Raw genomic sequence first — 14,941 nt, 5'->3', positions numbered from 1 at the left:
TTCATCGATTATGTCGTATTGCCAGCGCGACTGAGGCATGCCCGCGGATAGGACCACAGAAACGCTGGATAAATCTGTCATTCATCGGTCTGGGCGGAAAAACCCTCGCCGCTGATCGATTCGCCCAGGCGGTTGGGAATGTTCAGGCCGAAATGCAGGTAGGCATGCCGGGTCACCACCCTGCCCCGTGGCGTGCGCATGATGTAGCCCTGCTGGATCAGGTAGGGCTCGAGCACGTCTTCGATGGTGTGACGCTCTTCGCTGATGGCCGCGGCCAGGCTGTCGACCCCCACCGGGCCGCCGTCGAACTTCTCGATCATGGTCAGCAGCAAGCGCCGGTCCTGATGATCGAAACCGCGCTCGTCGACGTCCAGCAGGTTCAGCGCCATGTCGGCCACCGGCTTGGTGATGTGGCCCTTGCCACGCACCTCGGCGTAGTCGCGCACCCGCCGCAGCAGGCGGTTGGCAATCCGTGGCGTGCCACGGGCGCGGCGGGCGATCTCGAAGGCACCTTCGTCTTCAATGGGCAGGCCGAGAATGCCACCGGAACGGCTGACGATGGTCGCCAGGTCCTCGGTGTTGTAGAACTCAAGGCGCTGGACGATGCCGAAGCGGTCACGCAGCGGGTTGGTCAGCATGCCGGCACGGGTGGTGGCGCCGACCAGGGTGAACGGCGGCAAGTCGAGCTTGATCGAACGCGCCGCCGGCCCCTCGCCGATCATGATGTCGAGCTGGAAGTCTTCCATGGCCGGGTACAGCACTTCTTCGACGATGGGCGACAGGCGATGGATTTCGTCGATGAACAGCACATCGTGCGGCTCAAGGTTGGTCAGCAACGCGGCCAGGTCACCCGGGCGCTCGAGGATCGGCCCGGAAGTGCTTTTGATCGACACGCCCATTTCCTGGGCAATGATATTGGCCAGGGTGGTCTTGCCCAGGCCCGGCGGGCCGAAGATCAGGGTGTGGTCGAGGGATTCGTTGCGCCCGCGGGCGGCCTGGATGAACAGCGCCATCTGTTCACGCACCACCGGCTGGCCGATGTATTCGGCCAGGCGCAATGGGCGGATCGCCCGGTCCTGGACCTCTTCACGGTCGCGCCCGGTGGCGGCTATCAGTCGATCGGCTTCAATCACTTAGATCATTCCCTTCAGGCTGCGACGGATCAGCTCTTCGCTGCTCAGGCCCTTGGCATCCACGGCGGCGACCGCCTTGCTCGCTTCCTGGGGCTTGTAGCCCAGGGAAATCAGCGCGCTGACGGCATCGGCCTCGGCGCTGGAAACGCTGGCAATCGGCAGTGGACCATTGGGCACAAGGGCAAACATGGCCGGGGAGGTTTCCCAGGCCTTGAAGCGGTCCTTGAGTTCGACCAGCAGGCGTTCGGCGGTCTTTTTACCAACCCCCGGCACCTTGACCAGGGCCGAAGCATCCTGGGCCTGGACACAGCGTACCAGTTCGTCGACCTCCAGGCCCGACATCAATGCCAGGGCCAGCTTGGGCCCCACGCCATTGAGGCGGATCAGCTCGCGAAACAGCTCGCGCTCGCGCTTTTCATGGAAGCCATACAGCAGGTGGGCGTCTTCGCGCACCACCAGGTGGGTGTGCAAGGTCACCACTTCGCCAACCTTGGGCAGGCGGTACAGGGTGGTCATCGGCACTTCGAGCTCATAGCCCAGGCCGTTGACGTCGACAATCAGGTGCGGCGGCTGTTTTTCAGCCAGGGTGCCGCGCAAACGTCCAATCACGTTCCGATCCTTCCTCATGGGTACCGGCAAGCGACCGGTCAACCCTAACAGCAAATGCAATGGCCGATGGCATTGCCCAGGCAAAATTTGTTTCAGCAGATGATGCTATCAGAGCCGCAAGCGCCCGCTTCGACTGCGCGCCGTACCCAGGCCGTGGGGCACCAGGCTTGAGCGGGTATGGGCATGGCACAAGGCGATGGCCAGGGCGTCGGAGGCATCGATCTGCGGCTTTTGCGTCAGTTTCAGCAGGTGCATGACCATCATCTGCACCTGCTCCTTATTGGCCCCACCGGTGCCGGCCACCGCCTGCTTGACCTGGGTGGCGCTGTACTCGGCGATTTCCAGGCCTTCTTCGATAGCCGCGACGATCGCCGCGCCGCGGGCCTGGCCGAGCTTGAGCGCCGAGTCGGCGTTACGCGCCATGAACACCCGCTCGATGCCCATGGTCACCGGGCCGTGCTGGCGGATAATCTCGCGCACACCGCGAAAGACGATCTGCAGGCGCTCGGGCAGCTCCCCGGCGCCAGTACGAATGCATCCGGAAGCCACGTACTCGCAGCCTCGCCCGCTGTGGTGCACCACGCCATAGCCGGTAATGCGCGAGCCGGGGTCGATGCCAAGAATCAGAGTCATACGTCTTTGCGCCATAGTAAAAACAGAAGCCGGACCGGCTCGCAGGTGCAATGCAACTGCAGGCAGATCCGGCCTCGGGCCGGTAGGAGCGGGCTTGCCCCGCGATTGCGCATTACCACCCAATCGCATCGCGAGGCAAGCTCGCTCCCACCTAAATGAACAACTTGAGACTAGCCGAGCTGTTCCATGACTTCGTCAGGAATTTCGGCATTGGAGTAGACGTTCTGTACGTCGTCCAGGTCTTCAAGCATGTCGATCAGCTTGAGCACCTTCTGTGCGCCGTCCAGGTCGAGTTCGGCGCTGGTGGTCGGCTGCATCACGATTTCCGCGTCAGCGGCCTTGAAACCGGCCTCTTCCAGGGCGTTGCGCACGGCATAGAAGCTGTTGAACGAGGTAAACACGTCGAACGAACCGTCCTCGTTGCTGACCACGTCGTCGGCATCGGCTTCCATCGCCGCTTCCATCAGCGCGTCTTCATCGACGCCGGCGGCGAAGCTGATCTGCCCCTTGCGCTCGAACAGGTAAGCCACCGAACCGTCGGTGCCGAGGTTGCCGCCGCATTTGCTGAAGGCATGACGCACAGCGGCGGCGGTACGGTTGCGGTTGTCGGTCATGGCCTCGACCATGATCGCCACGCCGCCCGGGCCGTAACCTTCGTAGCTGAGCTCTTCGACGTTGTCGGCTTCGGCCGTGCCAGCACCGCGGGCAACCGCCCGGTCGATGATGTCGCGGCTCATGTTCGCCCCCAGCGCCTTGTCCAGGGCCAGGCGCAAGCGCGGGTTGGAGGCAGGATCGCCGCCGCCCTGCTTGGCGGCAACGGTCAGCTCACGAATCCACTTGGTGAAGATCTTGCCTCGCTTGGCATCCTGGCGCTCTTTGCGGTGCTTGATGTTTGCCCACTTGGAATGACCTGCCATAACGCACTCCGAATCCTTTGTAACAATGCCACGCCGCGGCCGCGCTCACGCCCGGCCGAGACCTTTAAATTCATGCGCCTTAACGCAAAGGCGCATCCATCTGGATGCGCCCGGGGCCTGCTTACTCAGCCTTGGGCTGTTCGCGCAGACGGATATGCAACTCACGCAGGGCCTTGGCATCGACCAGGCCAGGGGCCTGGGTCATGACGCACGCGGCGCTCTGGGTTTTCGGGAAGGCAATGACTTCGCGAATCGACTGGGCGCCGGTCATCAGCATCACCAGACGGTCAAGGCCGAAGGCCAGGCCGCCGTGCGGCGGTGCGCCGAACTTCAGGGCGTCGAGCAGGAAGCCGAACTTCTCTTCCTGTTCAGCCGCTTCGATACCCAGCAGACGGAAGACCGCCTGTTGCATCTCTTTGCGGTGGATACGGATCGAACCGCCACCCAGCTCGGTACCGTTGAGGACCATGTCGTAAGCACGCGACAGCGCGGTGGCCGGGTTGGCCTCGAGCTCTTCGGGGCTGCATTTTGGCGCGGTGAACGGGTGGTGCAGCGCGGTGAAGCTGCCGTCGTCGTTCTCTTCGAACATCGGGAAGTCAACCACCCACATCGGGGCCCACTCGCAGGTGAGCAGGTTGAAATCGTTACCGACCTTGATACGCAGGGCGCCCAGCGCCTCGCTGACAATCTTGGCCTTGTCGGCGCCGAAGAACACGATGTCGCCATCGACCGCGCCAACGCGATCGAGGATCACGTTGAGGTTGGCCTCGGGGATGTTCTTGACGATCGGCGACTGCAGGCCTTCAACGCCCTTGGCGCGCTCATTGACCTTGATGTAGGCCAGGCCCTTGGCACCGTAGATGCCGACGAACTTGGTGTACTCGTCGATGCGGCTGCGCGGCATGCTCGCGCCACCTGGCACGCGCAGGGCGGCAACACGGCTCTTCGGATCGTTGGCCGGGCCGCTGAACACCTTGAATTCGACGTCCTTGAGTTGGTCGGCAACGTCGACCAGTTCCAGCGGGTTACGCAGGTCAGGCTTGTCGGAACCGTAGCGGCGCATGGCTTCTTCGAAAGTCATGTGCGGGAATTCACCGAATTCCAGGTCCAGGACTTCCTTGAACAGCTTGCGGATCATGCTTTCGGTCAGGCCCATGATCTCGGACTCATCGAGGAAGCTGGTCTCGATGTCGATCTGGGTGAATTCCGGCTGACGGTCGGCGCGCAGGTCTTCGTCACGGAAGCACTTGGCGATCTGGTAGTAGCGGTCGAAACCGGCAACCATCAGCAGCTGCTTGAACAGCTGGGGCGATTGCGGCAGGGCGAAGAAGCTGCCGGCGTGGGTACGGCTCGGCACCAGGTAGTCACGCGCGCCCTCAGGGGTGGCACGGGTAAGGATCGGCGTTTCGACGTCGAGGAAGCCGTTTTCGTCGAGGAAGCGACGGATGCTGGTGGTGATGCGCGAACGCAGACGCAGCTTCTCGGCCATCTCTGGACGACGCAGGTCGATGAAGCGATAGCGCAGGCGGGTTTCTTCGCCAACGTCGGAGTATTCGTTGAGCGGGAACGGCGGGGTTTCCGCTTCGTTCAGCACGGTCAGCTCATAACCCAACACTTCGATGGCACCCGAGGCCATGTTGGCGTTGACTGCGCCAGCCGGACGCGGACGCACCTTGCCGGTAATCTGCACCACGTATTCGCTGCGCACGCGGTCGGCGGCGGCGAAGCTTTCTGCGCGATCCGGGTCGAAAACGACCTGGGCCATGCCTTCGCGATCACGGATATCGAGGAAAATCACCCCGCCGTGGTCGCGGCGACGATGGACCCATCCGCAAAGGGTAATTTCCTGACCTTCCAGGCTCTCGTTCAGTTGGCCGCAATAATGGCTGCGCATCATGATGGTGGTTTCGCTTCTCGTCATTCGTATGTTCAGTGGAGGCCTTGCAGCCCCAAAGGGCTAATAGTGCAAGACCCTGCCGGTGCAATCAACTCAGTCGGCCTTGTCGCCGCCTGCCAGGTTCTTTTTCGCACCGGTCTTGAAGTCGGTTTCGTACCAGCCGGTACCACCCAGGCGGAAGCCCGGGGCCGAAATCAGCTTCTTCAGCGCTGGCTGCTCACACGCCGGGCAATCGGTCAGCGGCGCGGCGCTGAGCTTCTGGAGGACTTCCAACTGGTGGTTGCAGGAAGCACATTGATAGTCGTACATGGGCATAGGCGTGTCTCGTTAACCACAGCGCAGGCTGGTTCGGGCAGTAAAGCGCGGGATTATATATGGTTAAGGAGTGCTGTGCAGCCCGGCAACCGACTAGCGTGCCACTGGCAAGCCGAGCAAATAGACCACGCAGACCACGCGGATCAGCCCGCTGAAATTTTTTACCCCGCCGTGACGCAGGTGCACCTCACGGTCGATATACGACAACACGGCATTGACCGAGCACTGATTGGCCTTGGCGATGCGTTCAAGAATAGTCCAGTAGATCTCTTCCAGGCGCAGACAGGTGGCAAAGCCGTTGAGGCGCACCGACCGCGACAGCGGCTGGGCCAGGCCCATGTTGAAATTGGCCTCGAAAGGGTCGACGCCATCCTTGTGCGGCACGCAGGCTACGCGCCCCGTGCGATTCATCCATGCCGACATAGTCGTACCACGCCACTGTTTAACCGGGAAACAAACCCGCGTGCGTTATGCACGCGGGAACATGCCCTTAATAAAGCGCTGTGTAACGTGGCGGTGCCAGCAGACACCCTAACTCTGAATGTAGGAATACTCGGCACTGGAGCCGGTACTTTAAAACACCGGAAAGTGCTTCCGTACTAACTGAAATGCCCGAACTTCGCACAAAAGTTCGGGCATTCGAATAACAGGGTTAAATCTGCCGGTTACTTGCCTTCAAGTAGCGAGCGCAGCATCCAGGCGGTTTTTTCATGCACCTGCATGCGCTGGGTCAGCAGGTCGGCCGTCGGCTCGTCGCTGACCTTGTCGAGCAGCGGGAAAATGCTGCGCGCCGTGCGGGTTACCGCCTCCTGGCCTTCGACCAGTTGTTTGATCATTTCGTCAGCAGGTGGCACCCCCTCTTCTTCCTTAATAGAAGAAAGCCGCGCGTAGATCGAGTACGCCCCGGGTGCCGGGAAGCCCAGCGCGCGAATACGCTCGGCGATCGAGTCGACCGCCAGGGCCAGTTCGTTGTACTGCTCTTCGAACATCAGGTGCAAGGTACGAAACGCAGGCCCGGTGACGTTCCAGTGAAAGTTGTGGGTCTTCAGATAAAGTACGTAGGTATCCGACAACAGGCGCGACAAACCATCGACGATGGACTTGCGATCTTCTTCGCTGATACCGATATCGATTGCCATGTAGTTCCCCTTTCCTTAGTGCTTGCTGATCAAGCGGGTACAAACCACTGTACCAAGAGTTTTCCACCCCTGCAGCCTCATGCCTGCGACACAAGGCTGCAGGCCGCGCGACACACGGTTGGCCGCTGATTTGAGAAGCCCGGGGCTTTGCTGTTAAATAGGCAGCGTGCCGCCCGCGCCGATTGTCATTGCCCGGGCGCATAGGCTGGCCTTCTCACGTTTTTGCGCTTTTTTACCCGTGCGCGCCGTGAAGCCAGCTCTTCCTGTGATCCGCCTTATCAATGTGAGCCAACCAACATGTTCAAGATCGTCCACCTGTTGACGGGCGTTGCAGCTTTGCTGCTGTCCTTCATACCCAGCCTCAGAACCGAAGCCATACCCGTCCTGCAGCAACCGGAGGCGGTTTACCTGGCGCTTTTCGGCCTGCTTAACCTGCTCATCGCTCCCGTGCTCGCACAGCACTACCGGGGCGTGCGCCAGCAACTGCAGCGCGCTGCCAGTGCTTTGCTGGTGCTTACCGTGATCCTGCAGACCGTGACCTTGCTGGCCCGTCCGGAGCTTGGCAACCTGCCGGCCCTGGCTTGCGCCCTGCTGGCCACCCTCCTGCACTTGATTGCCGGTTTTGCCAAAAGCGCTGTGGCCCGTAGCCAGAACACCCAGTACGACATGTCCAATCGCGATACCGGCACGGTGAAGTGGTTCAACACGTCCAAGGGTTTCGGCTTTATCTCCCGCGATTCGGGCGATGACATCTTCGTCCACTTCCGCGCCATTCGCGGCGAAGGCCACCGGGTGCTGGTCGAAGGCCAGCGCGTGGAGTTCTCGGTGATGAACCGCGACAAGGGCCTGCAGGCCGAAGACGTGATCGCCGCCCCACGGCGCTGATCAGCAGCAACAAAAAAACCGCGACGGCATCACTGCCCATCGCGGTTTTTTTTCGCCCCCGAATCAGTAATGCGGCGGCGGTGCCTCTTCTTCACTGGCCTCGTACTGGCCGACCATCTCTTCATAGCGCTTGAGCAGTGCTGCCATCTGCAACTGCAGGCGCTCAACGACGCGCTGCTGTTCGACCAGCACATCATTCAAGGCCAGCAGGGTATCGTCCTGAAAGGCCAGCCGGCTTTCCAACTCGGTCACGCGCGCTTCAAGGGTCATGATTCAAGCCTCCGCGAACTGAAAGTCGTCAACCAATACCTCGGCCAGACGCAAACGGATCTCAGCCACCTGTTGTGGCGCATATTCAATTGCAGGTTTATTGCCCCACACAGGTGCCGGCCAGGCCGGATCAGAACGATGACGAACAATCACATGCATATGTAGCTGGCTAACTACATTGCCGAGGGTTGCCACGTTCATTTTGTCGGCGGCAAAGACGTCCTTGAGGATCTGGGCCAGGGCGTTAGTTTCTTTCCAGAGTTGCTGCTGATCGCTGTCATCAAGTTGAAACAATTCGCTGATTTCGGCCCGACGCGGCACTAGGATAAACCAGGGATAGTTGCCATCCCTACTCAGCAACAGACGACAAAGAGGAAAGTCCCCCAGGCAAAAGGTGTCTTGTTGAAGACGTTGATCCAGAACAAACACTACGAAATCTCCTACAACAGCTTAATACCTTGCTCACACAACCCTCCGTGAGCCACTGCCAGCAGGATACTCCTGATCGCTCGTCGGGGCATTGCCTGCTGCCTTATTAATGAAGCAATGCACCGATTTAGCCCCCTCCCCTCACCCAAAAGGCCTATGCGTACGTCGGTGTTACGCTGCCCGGGCAAGGAAACGCTACTTTTCGCACCAAAATGAAGCCGTCCGTCGGCGTTTCGCCCAGTGAACATCCACAAACTACTCAGCTTTAGCCTTCAACGGTAACGCTTTGACTTTACGGGCAACTTTTTCCCTTATTCCATTGCGATCGACAGCCGCGAACCAAAGGTTCTTTGACCCCCGGTTTATCGGCACCTGAGGACCTTCGGAGGGCGAAAGCGTGAAAATTTCGTGAAGCCGTTCGATTTTGTGCACGCTTGTTGCATTGTCATCCGCCACGGTCGGCACGCCCTCTGCACTGATGCAGTGAGCGGCGACAAATAACAACAGCTGCATGGGTTAACCAGGGAGTTTCGGGGGGCAGGGGCTAGATCGTTTTTACCTATCCTTAATCCGCTTGAAACAGCGCTGGAGTTGTACGGCCCGCGAAACCCGGGGCGTGGTTTGCGACAAGGACATAACTGTTAGCGACATGACCGTAAAGTTACCGAAAGGTTCTCGACAGGCATATCGCCAACGCCGGTCAGCGTGATATACATTTCCGCCGACACAAAAAGAAAGAGCCGCGCTGTATAAAAAAACCAAACAGCGACGGCAGTACTCTTCCTAAAAACCAAAGGAGCAAATCACGATGCGCGTGATGAAGTGGAGCATAATCGCCCTGGCTGTTGCAGCCGGCACCTCGCAATTGGCAGTGGCCTCTTCTCAGGATGAGTCCAAGGGTTTTGTTGAAGACAGCAAACTCAATGTCAAAACCCGCATGCTGTACTTTAGCCGTGACTTCCGTAACGTGCCTAACGGCGACCAAAGCCGCGTTGAAGAAACCGGCCTGGGCTTCCTCGGCACCTACCAGTCGGGCTTTACCCAAGGCACCGTAGGTTTCGGTGTCGACGCCATCGGCATGCTCGGCCTGAAACTGGACAGCGGCAAAGGTCGCGCCGGCACCGGCCAGTTCCCGCTGGGCGCAGATGGCCGTTCGCAGGACTCGTTCTCCGAAGGTGGCGCGGCGGTCAAGTTCCGCATCTCCGACACCGTGCTGAAGTACGGCACCCAGTTCACCGCCCTGCCGGTTCTGGCAACCGACGACAGCCGCCTGCTGCCTGAAACCGTCGAAGGTTTCCTGGTGACCAGCAAGGAAATCAAAGGCCTTGAGCTGAATGCCGGTCACTTCACCGCCCTGAATGCTCAATCGCAGTCCTACCACGACAGCATCGGTGGCAAGAACCGCACTACCGGGATCAAGAACCCTGGCCTGACCCAGGCTGACGTGTTCGGCGGCACCTATGCCTTCACCGACACCCTGAGCACCAGCCTCTACTACTCCAAGGTCGAAGACTACTGGCGTAAATACTACGCCAACGTCAACTGGGCACTGCCGATCAACGACAACCAAGGCCTGGTGTTCGACTTCAACATCTATGACACCAAGAGCGACGGCAAGGCCAACGTTACCGCCTTCGATGGTGACAAACTTGATAACCGTGCGTTCAGCCTGTCGGGCGCCTACAACATTGGCGCGCACACCTTCACCCTGGCCTACCAGAAGGTTACCGGTGACGGCGACTATGCCTACGGCATCGACGGCGGCGGCACCATTTTCCTGGCCAACTCCATCGCTCGTTCCGACTTCAACGCCGAAGACGAGAAATCCTACCAGGCACGTTACGACCTGAACTTCGCCGAATACGGCGTTCCAGGCCTGAGCTTCATGACCCGTTATGTCAAGGGTACCGGTGCCAACGTCACTGGCACCGACAACGGCAAGGAATGGGAACGCGACATCGAGGCCAAGTACGTTCTGCAGGAAGGTCCGGCCAAAGACCTGAGCCTGCGTGTACGTCAAGCCACCTACCGTTCGGGTGACGGCGTTTACTACGGTTCGCCATCGATCGACGAACTGCGCCTGATCGTCGAGTACCCGCTGAGCATCCTGTAAGCCTCGGGCTTTCAGTATCCCCAGTACGAAAGGGCCCGGCACTGCCGGGTTTTTTCTTGTCTGAATTCGGGCTGACAACGCCTTCGTGCTCCGGCATCCTGTACGCCACCGAATCGCCCCCGTACAATGCGGGGTCATTTAAAGTCTTAAGCAACCGACAACGGCCTACCATGCGCACCAGTCAATATTTGCTCGCTACTCAAAAAGAAACCCCTTCCGACGCGGTCGTCATCAGCCACCAGCTGATGCTGCGTGCCGGCATGATCCGCAAGCTCGCATCCGGCCTTTATACCTGGCTGCCGATGGGCCTGCGGGTAATGCGCAAGGTCGAAGCCGTGGTCCGCGAGGAAATGAACGCCGCTGGCGCCCTTGAAGTGCTGATGCCGGCCATCCAGCCTGCCGAGCTGTGGCAGGAATCCGGCCGCTGGGAACAGTACGGCCCGGAGCTGCTGCGCCTCAAAGACCGTCACGGTCGCGAGTTCTGCGTGGGCCCGACCCACGAAGAGGTCATCACCGACCTGGCCCGCAACGAGCTCAACAGCTATAAACAGCTGCCGCTGAACATGTACCAGATCCAGACCAAGTTCCGTGACGAGATCCGTCCGCGCTTCGGCCTCATGCGTGGTCGCGAGTTCATCATGAAGGACGCCTACTCCTTCCATGCCGATCCGGCTTCCCTGCAGCAAACCTACGATCGCATGCACCTGGCGTACAGCAACATCTTTACCCGCCTGGGCCTGGACTTCCGCCCAGTGCAGGCTGACACCGGCTCGATCGGTGGCAGCTACTCCCACGAATTCCACGTGCTGGCCGAGTCCGGTGAAGACGATGTGATCTTCAGCGACAGCTCCGACTACGCCGCCAACATCGAGAAGGCCGAAGCCATCCCACGGGAAACCGTGCGCCCGGCGCCGACCGAAGAGCTGCGCCTGGTCGACACCCCGGACGCCAAGACCATCACCCAGCTGGTCGACAACTATGGCCTGGCGATCGAAAAGACCGTCAAGACTCTGATCGTCCACGCCGCCGAAGAAGGCAAGCTGATTGCCCTGATCGTCCGTGGCGACCACGAGCTCAATGAAATCAAAGCTGCCAACCTGGCAGAAGTTGCCAGCCCGCTGGTCATGGCCAGCGACGAAGAGCTGCGCGACGCCATTGGCGCCGGCGCCGGTTCCCTCGGCCCGCTGAACCTGCCGCTGCCATGCATCATCGACCGCTCGGTTGCGCTGATGAGCGACTTCGGCATCGGTGCCAACATCGACGACAAACACTACTTCGGCGTCAACTGGGAGCGCGACCTGCCAGTTCCGCAAGTGGCCGACCTGCGCAACGTCGTCGAGGGCGACCCAAGCCCGGATGGCAAGGGCACCCTGGTGATCAAGCGCGGCATCGAAGTCGGGCACATCTTCCAGCTCGGCACCAAGTACAGCGAGGCACTCAAGTGCCAGGTACTGGGCGAGAACGGCAAGCCGGTAACCCTGAGCATGGGTTGCTACGGTATCGGCGTATCGCGTGTGGTGGCTGCGGCCATCGAGCAGAACTACGACGAAAACGGCATCATCTGGAGCGATACCCTGGCACCCTTCCAGATCGCCCTGGTGCCGCTGCGCTACGAGACCGAACAGGTTCGCGAAGCCACCGACAAGCTGTATGCCGAGCTGACCGCTGCCGGCTTCGAAGTGCTGCTGGACGACCGCGACAAGAAGACCAGCCCGGGGATCAAGTTCGCCGACATGGAACTGATCGGCATCCCGCACCGCATCGTCATCAGCGACCGCGGCCTGGCCGACGGCAACCTGGAATACAAGCACCGCACCGAGCGTGACGCACAGCCGCTGCCAGTGGCCGAGGTGCTGTCGTTCCTGCAAGCCCGCATTCGTCGCTAAGCCAACGCAAGAGTAATCATGTTCAAGCGAAGTACCATCAACCTGGGGGGCGCCGCACTGTGCGGCGCCCTGCTCCTCAGCGGTTGCGCCAACCAGATGTCCCAGCGCAGCGAGCACGAGGAGCGCATCGAGCGCAAGCTGCTCGAACACAGCCTGCAGATCGATGTTGGGGACCCCAAGGTACTCGAGCTGCCGCAACGGCGTGTGCGCATCCACGAACAGAAGAACTTCGAAGTCACCGAGTTCGAGGTTACCCGTCGCTACGATCGCTACACGCCTTACCAACCCTGGCGCGAAGTCTATGAGATTCCGCTGGGCGCGGTGGCGGTGGTGGCCGGTGTCGGCGCCAACGTGGTCAATGTCTTTGCCCTGGGCAACCTGCCCGACAGCGTGACCCATGACTGGTTGAGCTATGGCTTCGACGGCCTCAACCCGTTCATGAACGCCCAGTCCAACGGTCGTGCCCAGCAGAACCTGGCGGGCATCACCGAAGTGCAAAAGGACAAGCGCCAGGAATACACCAGCGTACCCTGGAGCGAGCGGCCGGTGTCGGTCAAGGCCGGCAAGATCGACCATGAGCTGACCACCGACCGCAATGGCGTGCTGCACCTGAACCTGCTCGACAGCCCGTTCAGCGAGCAGAACCTGACCCACATCGGCACCCTGCACCTGCAGGTGGTCGATGAAGACAACAACGTGCGTGGCGATGCCAGCCTGCTGATCAGCGCCGGCCTGCGCGGCAAACTGGTGGAAGCCCACGAACTGATTTTCGATGATCTGGAAGACGACGAAGTCAGCCAGTGGGTACATCGGGTCAAGCGCCTGTCGGAGCTGGGCCTGGAAGAAGAAGCCAGTGAACTGGAGCAAAGCCTGATCGAGCTGACCCGCAACGATCCGGAGCTGCAACAGGAATTCCTCAAGTCACTGACCAAGGACGCCGGCCGCCTGGTTGCCGACCCTGGCGCGCACTGACCTTCGCTGTACCCGGAGAGCGCCAGCCTGCTGGCGCTGCCCTCCTCACTCCCGAGTGAACAGCTCCAGCTGTTCATGCGCACCGCGCAAATCCTGCAAGCGCACACCAATCCCCAACAGCCTCACCGGCTTGCCGCCACGGGCAAAGGCCTGGCTGAGCAAGTGTTGATAGCTGCCCAGGTCACGCCCCGCCCCTGACTGCTCAAGGGTGGTCTGGCTGAAATCATGGAACTTCACTTTGACGAACGGCTTGCCCGGGCGATAACTGTCGTCGATGCGGGCCATGCGCCCGGCCAGGGTTTCCAGCAGCTCCGGGAGTTTTTCCAGGCAACTGGCCAGGTCAGGCAGATCGGTGTCGTAGGTGTTTTCGACACTGACCGACTGACGCCGGCTGTCATTTTGCACCGGACGGTCATCGATACCCCGCGCCAGCCCCCACAACCGCTCACCAAAACCGCCGAATTCACGGGCCAGGGCCAGGCGACTCCAGTCGCGCAACTCCAGGCAGGTGATGATGCCCAGGCGGCCCATCTTGTCGGCGGTGACCTTGCCTACGCCATGCAGCTTGCTCACCGGCAAGGCAGCCACGAAGTCTTCGACTTCATTCGGAGTGACCACAAACAGGCCATTGGGCTTGCGCCAGTCACTGGCGATCTTGGCCAGGAATTTGTTCGGCGCCACGCCAGCCGACACAGTGATATGCAACTGTTGGGCAACCCGACGGCGAATATCGGCGGCAATCCGTGTAGCGCTGCCCGCAAACCAGGAACTGTCCGACACATCCAGGTAAGCCTCGTCCAGCGACAAGGGCTCGATCAGGTCAGTGTATTCGCGAAAGATGCCGTGAATTTCCCGCGAGGCTTCTTTATAGGCATCCATGCGCGGCTTGACGATCAGCAGGTCCGGGCACAGCTTGAGGGCATGGTGCGAAGACATCGCCGAACGCACGCCGAACGCCCGCGCCTCATAGTTGCAGGTAGCGATCACCCCGCGCCGCTCCGCCGAACCGCCCACCGCCAGCGGCCGCCCGACCAGACGCGGGTCGTCGCGCATTTCGATGGCGGCGTAGAAGCAATCGCAGTCGATATGGATGATCTTGCGTTGAGACATAGGGAGCGTAAGAACAGGTTTAAAGTGATGTAAGCAGTATCTCACCCGCTAGCGGCCCATGCATCACAACTAATTCATTCCCCCCCGGAACCTCTGCAAGGCCCGCCCTTGCTGCCTTGCAGCCCTTTTCAGCGGCGCTAAGCGATTGAAGGAGAAAGGATTTCTGCAAACAGGCTATTGACAGCCCCGGGCAAAACTGTAGAATCTCATCTCACAGGCGCGGGATGGAGCAGCCTGGTAGCTCGTCGGGCTCATAACCCGAAGGTCGTCGGTTCAAATCCGGCTCCCGCAACCAGATTCAGGAAAGGCCACTCTCACGAGTGGCCTTTTTCTTTGCCCGGAATAAAGCCCCAGGTAATTTTTTATTGTAAATCAACAATTAAGCGTTGACAGCCAAGCTCAACGCTGTAGAATCCGCCCCACAGACGCGGGATGGAGCAGTCTGGTAGCTCGTCGGGCTCATAACCCGAAGGTCGTCGGTTCAAATCCGGCTCCCGCAACCAAACAACAGAAAAGGCCACTTTGAAAAAAGTGGCCTTTTTTGCGTCTGCCTTCCAGCTAATCAGCCCGCCCCCTGAACGCCCTTCGCCGCTCAGGCAATATGAAACTTCTTTAACTATCCTCAAGGTGCTC

Annotated in this window: 16 protein-coding genes and 2 tRNA genes; 6 read left to right on the top strand and 12 right to left on the bottom strand. The window is 60.3% G+C overall.

Annotated features, from left to right (window positions below; translation table 11 throughout):
- Positions 1–77: 77 nt before the first annotated feature.
- The 8 genes from ruvB to LOY34_RS06310 all read right to left on the bottom strand — a co-directional run bounded on the left by ruvB (position 78) and on the right by LOY34_RS06310 (position 6,643).
- Entirely contained in the window at positions 78–1,133 is a 1,056-nt protein-coding gene (gene ruvB / locus LOY34_RS06345; protein WP_045193539.1) for a Holliday junction branch migration DNA helicase RuvB, read from the bottom strand.
- Entirely contained in the window at positions 1,134–1,742 is a 609-nt protein-coding gene (gene ruvA / locus LOY34_RS06340) for a Holliday junction branch migration protein RuvA (RefSeq protein ID WP_010223195.1), read from the bottom strand. It lies immediately after the preceding gene.
- A 108-nt stretch (positions 1,743–1,850) separates the two neighbouring features.
- Complete coding sequence (gene ruvC, locus LOY34_RS06335) at positions 1,851–2,375, bottom strand: crossover junction endodeoxyribonuclease RuvC (RefSeq protein ID WP_093386484.1); 525 nt, start codon at positions 2,373–2,375, stop codon at positions 1,851–1,853.
- Between the two features lie 170 nt (positions 2,376–2,545).
- Positions 2,546–3,292 (bottom strand): YebC/PmpR family DNA-binding transcriptional regulator, encoded by a 747-nt coding sequence (locus tag LOY34_RS06330; RefSeq protein ID WP_045193541.1) that lies wholly within the window; start codon positions 3,290–3,292, stop codon positions 2,546–2,548.
- Positions 3,293–3,413: 121 nt separating this feature from the next.
- Entirely contained in the window at positions 3,414–5,189 is a 1,776-nt protein-coding gene (gene aspS, locus LOY34_RS06325; RefSeq protein ID WP_045193709.1) for an aspartate--tRNA ligase, read from the bottom strand.
- A gap of 93 nt (positions 5,190–5,282) precedes the next feature.
- Positions 5,283–5,504 (bottom strand): FmdB family zinc ribbon protein, encoded by a 222-nt coding sequence (locus LOY34_RS06320; RefSeq protein ID WP_045193542.1) that lies wholly within the window; start codon positions 5,502–5,504, stop codon positions 5,283–5,285.
- 93 nt (positions 5,505–5,597) lie between these two features.
- Entirely contained in the window at positions 5,598–5,927 is a 330-nt protein-coding gene (locus LOY34_RS06315; RefSeq protein WP_045193543.1) for a ribbon-helix-helix domain-containing protein, read from the bottom strand.
- 242 nt (positions 5,928–6,169) lie between these two features.
- Positions 6,170–6,643 carry a Dps family protein gene (locus tag LOY34_RS06310; RefSeq protein ID WP_045193544.1) on the bottom strand — a complete coding sequence of 158 codons (474 nt, stop codon included), beginning with the start codon at positions 6,641–6,643 and terminating at the stop codon, positions 6,170–6,172.
- Positions 6,644–6,940: 297 nt separating this feature from the next.
- Here LOY34_RS06310 and LOY34_RS27370 point away from each other — a divergent pair, with 297 nt between their 5' ends.
- On the top strand, positions 6,941–7,528 hold the full coding sequence (locus LOY34_RS27370; RefSeq protein ID WP_309475823.1) for a cold-shock protein: 588 nt from the start codon (positions 6,941–6,943) through the stop codon (positions 7,526–7,528).
- Between the two features lie 63 nt (positions 7,529–7,591).
- Here the strand turns inward: LOY34_RS27370 and LOY34_RS06300 are convergent, their stop codons facing one another.
- The 3 genes from LOY34_RS06300 to LOY34_RS06290 all read right to left on the bottom strand — a co-directional run bounded on the left by LOY34_RS06300 (position 7,592) and on the right by LOY34_RS06290 (position 8,740).
- On the bottom strand, positions 7,592–7,798 hold the full coding sequence (locus LOY34_RS06300) for a SlyX family protein (RefSeq protein ID WP_038996659.1): 207 nt from the start codon (positions 7,796–7,798) through the stop codon (positions 7,592–7,594).
- A 3-nt stretch (positions 7,799–7,801) separates the two neighbouring features.
- Positions 7,802–8,227 carry an HIT domain-containing protein gene (locus LOY34_RS06295; RefSeq protein WP_045193546.1) on the bottom strand — a complete coding sequence of 142 codons (426 nt, stop codon included), beginning with the start codon at positions 8,225–8,227 and terminating at the stop codon, positions 7,802–7,804.
- Between the two features lie 255 nt (positions 8,228–8,482).
- Positions 8,483–8,740, bottom strand: coding sequence for a hypothetical protein (locus LOY34_RS06290; RefSeq protein ID WP_195885858.1), 258 nt, complete (start codon positions 8,738–8,740; stop codon positions 8,483–8,485).
- Between the two features lie 295 nt (positions 8,741–9,035).
- Here LOY34_RS06290 and LOY34_RS06285 point away from each other — a divergent pair, with 295 nt between their 5' ends.
- The 3 genes from LOY34_RS06285 to LOY34_RS06275 all read left to right on the top strand — a co-directional run bounded on the left by LOY34_RS06285 (position 9,036) and on the right by LOY34_RS06275 (position 13,198).
- On the top strand, positions 9,036–10,340 hold the full coding sequence (locus tag LOY34_RS06285; RefSeq protein ID WP_045193547.1) for an OprD family porin: 1,305 nt from the start codon (positions 9,036–9,038) through the stop codon (positions 10,338–10,340).
- A 170-nt stretch (positions 10,341–10,510) separates the two neighbouring features.
- Positions 10,511–12,226, top strand: a complete 1,716-nt coding sequence (locus LOY34_RS06280; protein WP_045193549.1) for a proline--tRNA ligase — start codon at positions 10,511–10,513, stop codon at positions 12,224–12,226.
- An 18-nt stretch (positions 12,227–12,244) separates the two neighbouring features.
- Positions 12,245–13,198 carry a lipoprotein gene (locus LOY34_RS06275; protein ID WP_045193550.1) on the top strand — a complete coding sequence of 318 codons (954 nt, stop codon included), beginning with the start codon at positions 12,245–12,247 and terminating at the stop codon, positions 13,196–13,198.
- Between the two features lie 45 nt (positions 13,199–13,243).
- On the opposite strand, the gene dinB is transcribed toward LOY34_RS06275, so the two are convergent.
- Positions 13,244–14,308 (bottom strand): DNA polymerase IV, encoded by a 1,065-nt coding sequence (gene dinB, locus LOY34_RS06270; RefSeq protein WP_195885857.1) that lies wholly within the window; start codon positions 14,306–14,308, stop codon positions 13,244–13,246.
- A gap of 218 nt (positions 14,309–14,526) precedes the next feature.
- On the opposite strand from dinB, the gene LOY34_RS06265 reads away from it, so the two are divergent.
- Both LOY34_RS06265 and LOY34_RS06260 read left to right on the top strand, forming a co-directional pair.
- Positions 14,527–14,603, top strand: a tRNA-Met gene (locus tag LOY34_RS06265).
- 131 nt (positions 14,604–14,734) lie between these two features.
- A tRNA-Met gene (locus LOY34_RS06260) sits at positions 14,735–14,811 on the top strand.
- Positions 14,812–14,941: the final 130 nt, after the last annotated feature.

This window comes from Pseudomonas sp. B21-009, assembly GCF_024749345.1.
In the GTDB taxonomy this organism is placed as follows: domain Bacteria; phylum Pseudomonadota; class Gammaproteobacteria; order Pseudomonadales; family Pseudomonadaceae; genus Aquipseudomonas.
Note: the sequence above shows the minus strand (reverse complement) of the source record. Positions and strands in the feature narration are given on the sequence as shown.

Excerpts from the sequence above, each read along its gene's own strand:
- ruvC (WP_093386484.1), bottom strand. The coding sequence starts at position 2,375 with ATGACTCTGATTCTTGGCATCGACCCCGGCTCGCGCATTACCGGCTAT.
- LOY34_RS06330 (WP_045193541.1), bottom strand. The coding sequence starts at position 3,292 with ATGGCAGGTCATTCCAAGTGGGCAAACATCAAGCACCGCAAAGAGCGC.
- aspS (WP_045193709.1), bottom strand. The coding sequence starts at position 5,189 with ATGATGCGCAGCCATTATTGCGGCCAACTGAACGAGAGCCTGGAAGGT.
- LOY34_RS06320 (WP_045193542.1), bottom strand. The coding sequence starts at position 5,504 with ATGCCCATGTACGACTATCAATGTGCTTCCTGCAACCACCAGTTGGAA.
- LOY34_RS06315 (WP_045193543.1), bottom strand. The coding sequence starts at position 5,927 with ATGTCGGCATGGATGAATCGCACGGGGCGCGTAGCCTGCGTGCCGCAC.
- LOY34_RS06310 (WP_045193544.1), bottom strand. The coding sequence starts at position 6,643 with ATGGCAATCGATATCGGTATCAGCGAAGAAGATCGCAAGTCCATCGTC.
- LOY34_RS27370 (WP_309475823.1), top strand. The coding sequence starts at position 6,941 with ATGTTCAAGATCGTCCACCTGTTGACGGGCGTTGCAGCTTTGCTGCTG.
- LOY34_RS06300 (WP_038996659.1), bottom strand. The coding sequence starts at position 7,798 with ATGACCCTTGAAGCGCGCGTGACCGAGTTGGAAAGCCGGCTGGCCTTT.
- LOY34_RS06290 (WP_195885858.1), bottom strand. The coding sequence starts at position 8,740 with ATGCAGCTGTTGTTATTTGTCGCCGCTCACTGCATCAGTGCAGAGGGC.
- LOY34_RS06285 (WP_045193547.1), top strand. The coding sequence starts at position 9,036 with ATGCGCGTGATGAAGTGGAGCATAATCGCCCTGGCTGTTGCAGCCGGC.
- LOY34_RS06280 (WP_045193549.1), top strand. The coding sequence starts at position 10,511 with ATGCGCACCAGTCAATATTTGCTCGCTACTCAAAAAGAAACCCCTTCC.
- LOY34_RS06275 (WP_045193550.1), top strand. The coding sequence starts at position 12,245 with ATGTTCAAGCGAAGTACCATCAACCTGGGGGGCGCCGCACTGTGCGGC.
- dinB (WP_195885857.1), bottom strand. The coding sequence starts at position 14,308 with ATGTCTCAACGCAAGATCATCCATATCGACTGCGATTGCTTCTACGCC.